The sequence below is a fragment of the Streptacidiphilus pinicola genome (assembly GCF_003258295.1).
In the GTDB taxonomy this organism is placed as follows: Bacteria; Actinomycetota; Actinomycetes; order Streptomycetales; family Streptomycetaceae; genus Streptacidiphilus; species Streptacidiphilus pinicola.
Genome location: NZ_QKYN01000075.1, coordinates 59,106 through 67,902 on the forward strand (window position 1 = coordinate 59,106; position 8,797 = coordinate 67,902).

General features: G+C 71.3%; 9 protein-coding genes. 2 read left to right on the forward strand and 7 right to left on the reverse strand.

Annotated features, from left to right (window positions below):
- Positions 1-2 precede the first annotated feature (2 nt).
- The 3 genes from DN069_RS20025 to DN069_RS20035 form a co-directional block, all read right to left on the reverse strand.
- Positions 3-3,041 (reverse strand): bifunctional [glutamine synthetase] adenylyltransferase/[glutamine synthetase]-adenylyl-L-tyrosine phosphorylase, encoded by a 3,039-nt coding sequence (locus DN069_RS20025; protein ID WP_111502697.1) that lies wholly within the window; start codon positions 3,039-3,041, stop codon positions 3-5.
- A gap of 108 nt (positions 3,042-3,149) precedes the next feature.
- Positions 3,150-3,407, reverse strand: coding sequence for a hypothetical protein (locus DN069_RS20030; protein WP_207892205.1), 258 nt, complete (start codon positions 3,405-3,407; stop codon positions 3,150-3,152).
- 117 nt (positions 3,408-3,524) lie between these two features.
- Entirely contained in the window at positions 3,525-3,740 is a 216-nt protein-coding gene (locus DN069_RS20035) for a cold-shock protein (RefSeq protein WP_111502699.1), read from the reverse strand.
- A gap of 172 nt (positions 3,741-3,912) precedes the next feature.
- On the opposite strand from DN069_RS20035, the gene DN069_RS20040 reads away from it, so the two are divergent.
- Positions 3,913-4,545: a Type 1 glutamine amidotransferase-like domain-containing protein gene (locus DN069_RS20040; RefSeq protein WP_111502701.1), complete on the forward strand. Its 633-nt coding sequence runs from the start codon at positions 3,913-3,915 to the stop codon at positions 4,543-4,545.
- A 16-nt stretch (positions 4,546-4,561) separates the two neighbouring features.
- Here DN069_RS20040 and DN069_RS20045 read toward each other — a convergent pair whose 3' ends face one another.
- Both DN069_RS20045 and DN069_RS40120 read right to left on the reverse strand, forming a co-directional pair.
- Positions 4,562-5,188, reverse strand: coding sequence for a class I SAM-dependent methyltransferase (locus DN069_RS20045; RefSeq protein ID WP_111502703.1), 627 nt, complete (start codon positions 5,186-5,188; stop codon positions 4,562-4,564).
- Positions 5,189-5,224: 36 nt separating this feature from the next.
- Positions 5,225-5,362 (reverse strand): hypothetical protein, encoded by a 138-nt coding sequence (locus DN069_RS40120; RefSeq protein ID WP_165845557.1) that lies wholly within the window; start codon positions 5,360-5,362, stop codon positions 5,225-5,227.
- Positions 5,363-5,668: 306 nt separating this feature from the next.
- Here DN069_RS40120 and DN069_RS20050 point away from each other — a divergent pair, with 306 nt between their 5' ends.
- Positions 5,669-6,700 carry an FUSC family protein gene (locus DN069_RS20050; protein WP_243639480.1) on the forward strand — a complete coding sequence of 344 codons (1,032 nt, stop codon included), beginning with the start codon at positions 5,669-5,671 and terminating at the stop codon, positions 6,698-6,700.
- Positions 6,701-6,974: 274 nt separating this feature from the next.
- On the opposite strand, the gene glnA is transcribed toward DN069_RS20050, so the two are convergent.
- Positions 6,975-8,336 (reverse strand): type I glutamate--ammonia ligase, encoded by a 1,362-nt coding sequence (gene glnA, locus DN069_RS20055; protein ID WP_111502707.1) that lies wholly within the window; start codon positions 8,334-8,336, stop codon positions 6,975-6,977.
- Positions 8,337-8,467: 131 nt separating this feature from the next.
- A partial coding sequence (locus DN069_RS20060) for a C40 family peptidase (protein ID WP_133259980.1) occupies positions 8,468-8,797 on the reverse strand: 330 nt, incomplete at its 5' end.

The window sequence follows — 8,797 nt, forward strand, 5'->3', positions numbered from 1 at the left end:
GGCTACTCGCCGTAGACAATGTGCTCCATGACCTCCCGCGCCCTGCGGGCGGTGCGTCGGTAGTCGTCGACCATCTCGCCCGCGTGGCCCTCGGCGTAGCCGAGGTAGCGGGCGACGCCAGCGAGTTCCCGCGGCTCCGCGGGAAAGCTGTCACCCGCGCGGCCGCGCACCAGCATGACCGCGTTGCGTACCCGCGCCGCCTGGACCCACGCCGCCGACAGCGCCTGCGCGGCGTCCGCGTCGAGCAGGTCCGCGTCGACCGCGGCCTGCAGCGCCCGCAGCGTGCGGGTCGTGCGCAGGCCCGGCACGGCGTGCCCGTGCTGCAACTGCAGCAGCTGCACCGTCCACTCGACGTCGGCGAGCCCGCCGCGCCCCAGCTTGGTGTGGGTGGTCGGGTCCGCGCCGCGCGGCATGCGTTCGGCCTCCACCCGGGCCTTGATCCGGCGGATGTCCCGCAACTCGCCCTCGTCCAGCCCGGCGGCCGGATACCGCAGCGGGTCGATCAGGGCGACGAACTCCTGGCCGAGCGCCTGGTCACCGGCGACGGGCTTGGCCCGCAACAGCGCCTGGCTCTCCCAGGTGTGCGACCAGCGGCGGTAGTAGGCCGCGTAGGAGGCGATCGTGCGCACCAGCGGGCCCTGGCGGCCTTCCGGGCGCAGGTCCGCGTCGATCAGCAGGGGCGGTTCGGTCGAGGGGAGCTGGAGCAGCCGGCGCAGCTCCTCGAAGACGGCCCGCGCCGCGTTGCTCGCCTTCGTCTCGTCGGCCTCCGGCAGGGGGTCGTGGACGAACATGACGTCCGCGTCCGAGCCGTAGCCGAGCTCGTGGCCGCCGAAGCGGCCCATCGCGACGACCGAGAGCCGGGTCGGCAGCGGCTCCCCGGCGGCGGCCTCCGCCGCCGCGACGCAGGCCGCGAGCGCGCCCGCGAGGGTGGCGCGGTTGATACCGGTGAGCGCCAGCCCTGCCGCCTCCACCGACTCGGGGTCGGTGTCACCCAAACGGCCCAACACGTCCGCCGCGGCGGTCCGGAAGAGCTCGCGGCGGCGGACGGAACGCGCAGCTGCCACCGCGGCTGCCACGTCGTCGGCGCGGCCCACCGCGGAGGCGACCTCGCGGTCCAGCATCTGCGGGGAGCGCGGGACGAGGCCGTCGGCGTCGCCGAGCAGGCCGACCGCCTCCGGCGCGCGCAGCAGCAGGTCCGGGGCGAGGCGCCCGGAGGAGAGGATGCGGGCCAGGTTCTCCGCGGCCGCGCCCTCGTCGCGCAGCAGCCGCAGGTACCAGGGCGTGGAGCCGAGGCTGTCGGAGACCTTGCGGAAGCCGAGCAGCCCGGCGTCCGGGTCGGCGGACTCGGCGAACCAGCCCAGCATCACCGGCAGCAGCGTCCGCTGCAGCGCGGCGCGCCGGCTGACGCCGGTGGCCAGTGCCTGCAGGTGCCGGAACGCGTCGGCGGGCGCGCTGAATCCGAGCGCCGCGAGGCGCGCCTGCGCGGCCTCGGCGCTGAGCGCGGTGCCGTCGAGACGGGTGGTGAGCCCGGCCTCCTCCTGGTCCAGGTGGGCGACGGCGTCGAGCAGCGGACGGTAGAAGAGCTTCTCGTGCAGCCGCCGCACCTCGCGGCCGTGCCGCTTCCACTCCGCCATCAGCTCCGCGACGGGATCGGCGCGCAGCCCGAGCGAGCGGCCGAGGCGGCGCAGGTCCTGCTCGTCGGTGGGGACGAGGTGGGTGCGGCGCAGCCGGAACAGCTGGATGCGGTGCTCCAGCGTGCGCAGGAACCGGTACGCGCTGTCGAGCGCGGCGGCGTCGGCACGGCCCACGTAGCCGCCGGCGGAGAGGTCGGCGAGGGCGGTGAGGGTGGTGGCGCTGCGCAGCGTCTCGTCGGTGCGGCCGTGGACGAGCTGCAGCAGCTGCACGGAGAACTCGACGTCACGCAGCCCGCCGGGGCCGAGCTTGAGCTCGCGCTCGACCTCGTTCGGCGGGATCGCCTCGACGACGCGGCGGCGCATGTGCTGCACGTCCTGCACGAAGTTCTCGCGCTGCGAGGCCTGCCAGACCATCGGCGTGACGGCGTCGAGGTACTGCTGCCCGAGCTCCGCGTCGCCGGCCACCGGGCGGGCCTTGAGCAACGCCTGGAACTCCCAGGTCTTGGCCCAGCGCTGGTAGTAGGCGAGGTGGCTGGCGAGGGTGCGCACCAGCGGTCCGTTCTTGCCCTCCGGGCGCAGGTTCGCGTCGACCTGCCAGATGGTGCCCTCACGGGTGCTGTCCGAGCAGAGGCGCATCATGCGTGCGGCGAGGCGGGTGGCGGCCTTGACGGCCGTGTCCGGGTCGACGTCCTCGCGCGGCTCGCCGACGAAGACGACGTCCACGTCGGAGACGTAGTTGAGCTCCCGTCCGCCGCACTTGCCCATCGCGATCACGGCCAGCCGGCAGGCGCGCGCGGCGTCCGGATCCTCCTCGGCGGCGATGTCGAGGGCGGCCTGCAGGGTCGCCCCGGCGAGGTCGGCGAGCTCGGCGGCGGTCTGGCCGAGGTCGGCGGTGCCGGTGAGGTCACGGGCGGCGATGCTGAGCAGCAGCCGGCGGTAGCCGGTGCGCAGCGCGTCCGCGCGCGGGATGCCGGGCTGCTCCTCCCAGACGTGCTGGTACAGCCGCCGGACGAACTCCTCCGGGCCGGGGTGGATGTCGTGCAGCTCGAAGGTGACCAGCTGGTGCCAGTCGTGCGGGTGCCGGGCCAGATGCTCCCCCAGCGCGGCGCTGGCGCCGAGCACGCCCAACAGGCGGTCGCGCAGCGGCTTCGCGGTGGTGAGGGTGTCCAGCAGCGCGTGCCGCTCGGCCTCGTCAGGGCAGGCCTCGACGAGGCCGGCGAGGCCCTTCAGCGCCTCGTCCGGATCGGCGGTGGCCGCGAGCGCGTCCAACAGCACGCTGTCGGCGGCGTGCGCCACGAGCGCCGGCTCGGCGAGCCGCGCGGCGGCGGCCTCGGGGTCGGTGAACCCGCGCCGCACCAACCGCCCGACCGGACTGCTCCGCCGCGCCCCGCCGCGCTCCGTCTCCAACGCCTCTCGCCTCCACGTCGCCGCGATCCGCTCCACCGCTGCTTCCCAGGTCGCAGCGCCCGCTCTCGATCCTCCCCGACCCTACGTCCTTCGAACATCCGAAGCGGCTCAGCGCTCGGTGTCGTCGCCCTGCGCGGCGAGGTCCAGGAGCAGTTGCACCGAGGGTGCCTCCACGCGGGCCAGGAGCACGATCAGCAGGGTGGCCACTGGACCGAGCAGCAGGGACAGCAGCCACCAGTTCAGCCCGGAGCGTCCCTTGCCCTGGGCCAGCCCCGCGTTGATGAGCGACAGCGTCAGCCATCCGACGCTGTATCCCCCGAACCCGCCGACGGAACCGCTCGCTGTGAGGATCTCCTGACTCAGCACTTCTCTGCTCCCCCTGTCCCTGGCCTCGGCCGTCCGTGGCGGGCCGGTTGGCGAGGCATCCAAGCAGCAGGGGCCACGCGGCACAAGGCCTACGGGCCGGCGAAGGCCGCGACCGCGTCAGGGGCGGACGCGGACGGCCCGGTAGTCGTAGCCGTCCTGCTGGAAGCCCGGGGCCTCCCACTCCAGCTCGACGCGCTGACCGGGCGTCAGGCTGCGGTAGCCGTCCATCTCGATGTTCGAGAAGTGGGCGAAGCAGCCGCCCGGTGTCTCGGCGGAGTCGAGCACGCCCCAACCGTCCTCGTCGTACCACTCGCGGACCGTCGCGACCGTCATGGTTCCCCCTCGGCGATGTCTGGACGAGCGCCACCCAGCGATGGCAGCCTGGTCGTTCGTGATCAACATTCCCACGAGCGGCACCGTGGTCGCCATAAACGGCGGGAGCGGCGGGGGCGACGGGGTCCAGGTCACCGAGGAGATCGTCCCGGCCGAGCGGCCGGCGTGACCGATGCGCCTCTACCTCTCGTCCTTCCGCCTCGGCAACCACCCCGAGCGCCTGCTCGCCCTCCTCGGCGACACGGGACCGGGCGACCTGACCGTGGTCGCGAACGCCATCGACCACGTGGAACCGGACGTCCGCCGGGCGGGCGTCGAGCGCGAGTTCCAGGACCTCACCGCCCTCGGCTTCCGCCCACGCGAACTGGACCTCCGGGACTTCTTCGACCGCCCGGCGCCTGACGTCGCGTCGGCACTCGCCCCCTTCCCCGCCGTCTGGGTCCGCGGCGGCAACGCCTTCGTCCTCCGCCACGCCCTCTCCCGAAGCGGCGCGGACTCGGCCCTCACCACCCGCCTCCGCGCCGACACCCTCCTCTACGCCGGCTACAGCGCGGGCGCCTGCGTCCTCGCCCCCTCCCTCTCCGGCCTCGAACTCTGCGACGACCCGCACCTGGCGCCACCGCTCTGGGACGGCCTCCACCTCCTCGACCGCCCCTTCGTCCCCCATGTCGCCTCCCCCGACCATCCGGAGACGGCAGCCTGCGACCTCATCTCCTCCCGCTACCGCGCCCACGGCGTCCCGCACCACGCGCTGCGCGACGGGGAGGTCCTGGTGGTGGACGGCGAGACGACTCAGGTGCTGTGAGGACCGGGGGCCACACTCATCTGACGAAGGTGAACATCTGCGCGCCAAGGCTCAACGGTCGGGGCTCCCCCGCGAACCGGTGCACTCCCACCCCGAAGCCGGCGTCGGGCTCGGAGACCCAGATCCGCAGGAAACCGCGCTCCTCCAGCCACGTGCAGATCTGCGGGACCAAATCCGGCTTCCTGCGGTTCCGGGTCCAGATGAGAGTCCCGCCGGGCCGGCAGAGCTCGGTGCAGTGGTCGACGGTCCGCTTCACGTCGTCGTCGGAGATGTTGCCGAATACGCCGCAGACCAGGACGAGGTCAGCGGGTGTCATGCCGTCATAGTGCCTCGTCAGCGAGGCGTCCCCGACCACGACCTCGACGTTCGGCAACCCTGCGCCCGCCGCCGCCTGCCGCGCGACCTCCGCGTTCCGCGCATCCAACTCCACCAGCCGCGCCCGCACATCGCCGGCCCTCGGGTGCCCCGAGGCCAGCACCCCGATCAGGTCCCGCCCCTCCCCTGCGCAGAGGCTGACCGCGGTGATCGGCCCGGGAGCGCAGCCGTCGAGCGCCTCACGTATCCGCTCCTGAACGACCCTCAACCGCCGCCCCAGCGAGGAGTCGTCCCGCTCGTACTCCTCATGCCACGCATGCCAGTCCATGATCGAACCCCCGAGCTCAGTGGATGGCCGTCCACCTTAGTACCGCGAACTCCCGCCCTTCACCTGGGCCCAGTAGAGATGGAGCTGGACCAGGTTGTCCTGGAAGGCGCGATCCTCGTCACCGCTGGTGAAGAGGCCCGGCATGGTCAGCGGCCGACCGGTCGTCCGGTGCACGCGCTTGGTTGATCATGTAAACGACGAGGAGCAGCCAGCACGATCACCTGGAATGGTGACCAGCCTGAGCGACCTCCCGTGGAAACGACACGCGAGTTCAGGATCGTGGGTCTTCGATCGGGGTCGGCGGGTCGCTTCGATGCACCGTCGGTGGAATCGGAGAATGCGGGACGGAAGCGACATATCCGGTGACTAGGGTGGGCGAGAGCGGCGATGGCCAGTGCGAGCGGACCAGAAGGACAGCCCGTTCACGGAGGGAAGGTCAAGGGCTGGGCATCGAAGGTGTTTCGGCTCCACCCCGAGGGTGTGAACTGGCCGCGAGCGGTGCTGTTCCTGGACATCGCGCTGGTGCCACTGGTCGTCTTCTGGGCGATCGGGCATGAGGAGTACCTGCTCAGCGCGTTGTTCGGCCTGCTGCTTGCCTGGCTGGCCGACCCCGGTGGGAGCTTCGGGCACCGTGCGTCACACGTCGCCCTCTTTGCGCTGATCGGCGCAGGGCTGACCGCGCTGGGGTTCGGCATCGGCGGCGACGCTTGGGGTTGGTTGGTGCTGGCCGCCTTCGCCGTCACCCTGGTGGCCGGGCTGGCAGTCGCGTTCGGGGTTCGCAGGTTCGTGACCGCCCTGCTGCTCAATATCTGGTTCATCCTCGCCCTGTCGCTCGCGTTCGGCTTCCATCAGCACCCCCGCCTCACCAACTACACCTGGGGTCAGGTGCTCGCCTGGTCCGGCGGAGCGGCACTGTGGATCGCGATCACGTTCATCGGGTGGCTGATCCGCGGGCGCGAGGACCGGCCCCAGCCGATCGCGGAACTCCCCGGCGACACGTCGCCTCGGAAGCTGACGCGCCCGGTCATCATGTTCGCGGTGATCCGCGCTGTGGCCATCGCCGGCAGCGTCGCGCTTGCATTCGGACTGAACCTGTCGCACGGCTACTGGCTGCCGATCGCGACCATGGTCGCGCTGAAGCCGAGCCTGGAGCAGAGCACGCTCGTAGCCGCGCAGCGCCTGGCCGGGGCGTTGATCGGTGCCGTCGCGGCGGCGCTGCTGCTGCTGATCCCGACCAGTGAACACGGGCTGAGGCTGTTCGCGGTCGAGCGTGGACTCGAAGTGGTCGCGCTCGTGCTCTTGATGCACGGGGTGGGGATCCGCTTGTTGAACTACGCGCTCTACTGTGCGGCCATCGCGGCGGGGGTGCTCGTCCTGATCGACCTTCCGCAACCGTCCGACTACGCCGCCGAGGGCTACCGGGTGCTGTGGACGTTCTGCGGCGTGGGGATCGGTGTGCTCGTCATGCTGCTCGCCGGCCTGCTCGGCAAGCGCACCGCCCGCCACCATTGAGCCACCGCAGAGGGCGGGTTCTCCTCGATCGGGCAGCTTCGCCGAATCCTTGAGCGCGTGTACTGCGTCGACCTGGAGTCGGCGGTGCCTGGCCAACGACTTCGGGGCGTCCCGCCGGCACGCAGTCCGCACCACCCGTCACCTGCACGGCTGGCGCGGCACCGAGATCGGTCTGACGGCCGTAGACGGCTCCAGAGCCCCGAAAGGGCCGGACCACCGTGGATTGATCTCCACCATGATCCGGCCCCATGTCTAGAGCCCTGCTGACCTGCGCCTACAGCACCGGCAGGCTGCGGCGGAGTTCGAACGGGGTGACCTCGGAGCGGTACTCCTCCCATTCCTGGCGCTTGTTGCGCAGGAAGAAGTCGAAGACGTGCTCGCCCAGCGTCTCGCGGACGAGTTCGCTGCGTTCCATGAGGTCGATGGCCTCGCCGAGGTTCTGCGGGAGGGGTTCGATGCCCATGGCGCGGCGTTCGAGGGTGCTGAGGGCCCAGACGTCGTCGTCCGCGCCAGGGGGGAGTTCGTAGCCCTCGGCGATGCCCTTGAGGCCGGCGGCGAGGGTGACGGAGTAGGCGAGGTAGGGGTTGCAGCCGGTGTCGAGGGAGCGGATCTCGACGCGGGTGGAGCCCTGTTTGCCGGGCTTGTACATGGGGACGCGGACCAGCGCGGAGCGGTTGTTGTGGCCCCAGCAGATGTACGACGGCGCCTCGCCGCCCGCGCCGGCGGCGCGGTCGGAGCCGCCCCAGATGCGCTTGTAGGAGTTGACCCACTGGTTGGTGATCGCGGAGGTCTCCGCCGCGTGGCGGAGGATGCCGGCGATGAAGGAGCGGCCGATCTTGGAGAGCTGGTACTCCGCGCCCGCCTCGTGGAAGACGTTGCGGTCGCCCTCGAAGAGCGACAGGTGGGTGTGCATGCCGGAGCCCGGGTACTGGGAGAAGGGCTTCGGCATGAAGGTGGCGTGGACGCCCTGCTCCAGCGCGACCTCCTTCATGACCAGGCGGAAGGTCATGATGTTGTCGGCGGTGGAGAGCGCGTCCGCGTAGCGCAGGTCGATCTCCTGCTGGCCGGGCGCGCCCTCGTGGTGGCTGAACTCCACCGAGATGCCCATCGACTCCAGCATGGTGATGGCCTGTCGGCGGAAGTCGTGGCCGACGCCGCGCGGGGTGTGGTCGAAGTAGCCCGACTGGTCCGCCGGGATCGGCGGGGTGCCGTCACCCGGGAGGTTCTTCAGCAGGAAGAACTCGATCTCGGGGTGGGTGTAGAAGGTGAAACCGAGGTTGGACGCCTTCTCCAGGGTGCGCTTGAGCACGTACCGCGGGTCCGCGAAGGACGGGGAGCCGTCCGGCATGAGGATGTCGCAGAACATGCGTGCCGTGCCGGGCGCCTCCGAGCGCCACGGCAGTATCTGGAAGGTGCCCGGGTCCGGCTTGGCCAGCATGTCGGACTCGTACACCCGGGCGAAGCCCTCGATCGCGGATCCGTCGAACCCGATGCCCTCCTCGAAGGCCTGATCGAGTTCCGCCGGAGCGACCGCGACGGACTTCAGAAACCCGAGGACGTCGGTGAACCAGAGCCGGACGAAACGGATGTCTCGCTCTTCGAGAGTGCGGAGCACGAACTCCTGCTGCTTGCCCATGGCTACAGTCTCACCTCTGCGGTTTACGGATGCGTTAAGCGCGGAAGCCCGAAGCGCACGCGTCGCCCACCAGGCCCACTGTTCGCATCATCGCAGATAAGTACTGATCGTGGGCCTGGCGGGATGATCACTCAGACGCGGCCGAAGAAGTCCGGGTAGTAGCCGGTCGACAGCACCGAGATCCGCACGTCCGCGCCCCGGTGCGGAGCCTCGATGTAGCGGCCGCCGCCCAGGTAGATCGCGACGTGGTGGATGCCGCTGGACCTGCTGCTGGAGGACCAGAAGATCAGGTCGCCCCGGCGCAGCCGGTTCGGTGGGATCGGGGTGGTCGCCCGGTACTGCTCGGCCGCGACCCGCGGCAGGGTGATCCCGGCGCGGAAGAAGGCCTGCTGGACCAGGCCGGAGCAGTCGTAGCCGTAGGGGCCGTTGCCGCCCCAGACGTACGGCTTGCCGAGCTGCGC

Bases quoted from the DNA above. Each gene is read 5' to 3' on its own strand.
- DN069_RS20035 (WP_111502699.1), bottom strand. From the start codon at position 3,740: ATGACGGTCGCGACGGTCCGCGAGTGGTACGACGAGGACGGTTGGGGC.
- DN069_RS20040 (WP_111502701.1), top strand. From the start codon at position 3,913: ATGCGCCTCTACCTCTCGTCCTTCCGCCTCGGCAACCACCCCGAGCGC.
- DN069_RS20045 (WP_111502703.1), bottom strand. From the start codon at position 5,188: ATGGACTGGCATGCGTGGCATGAGGAGTACGAGCGGGACGACTCCTCG.
- glnA (WP_111502707.1), bottom strand. From the start codon at position 8,336: ATGGGCAAGCAGCAGGAGTTCGTGCTCCGCACTCTCGAAGAGCGAGAC.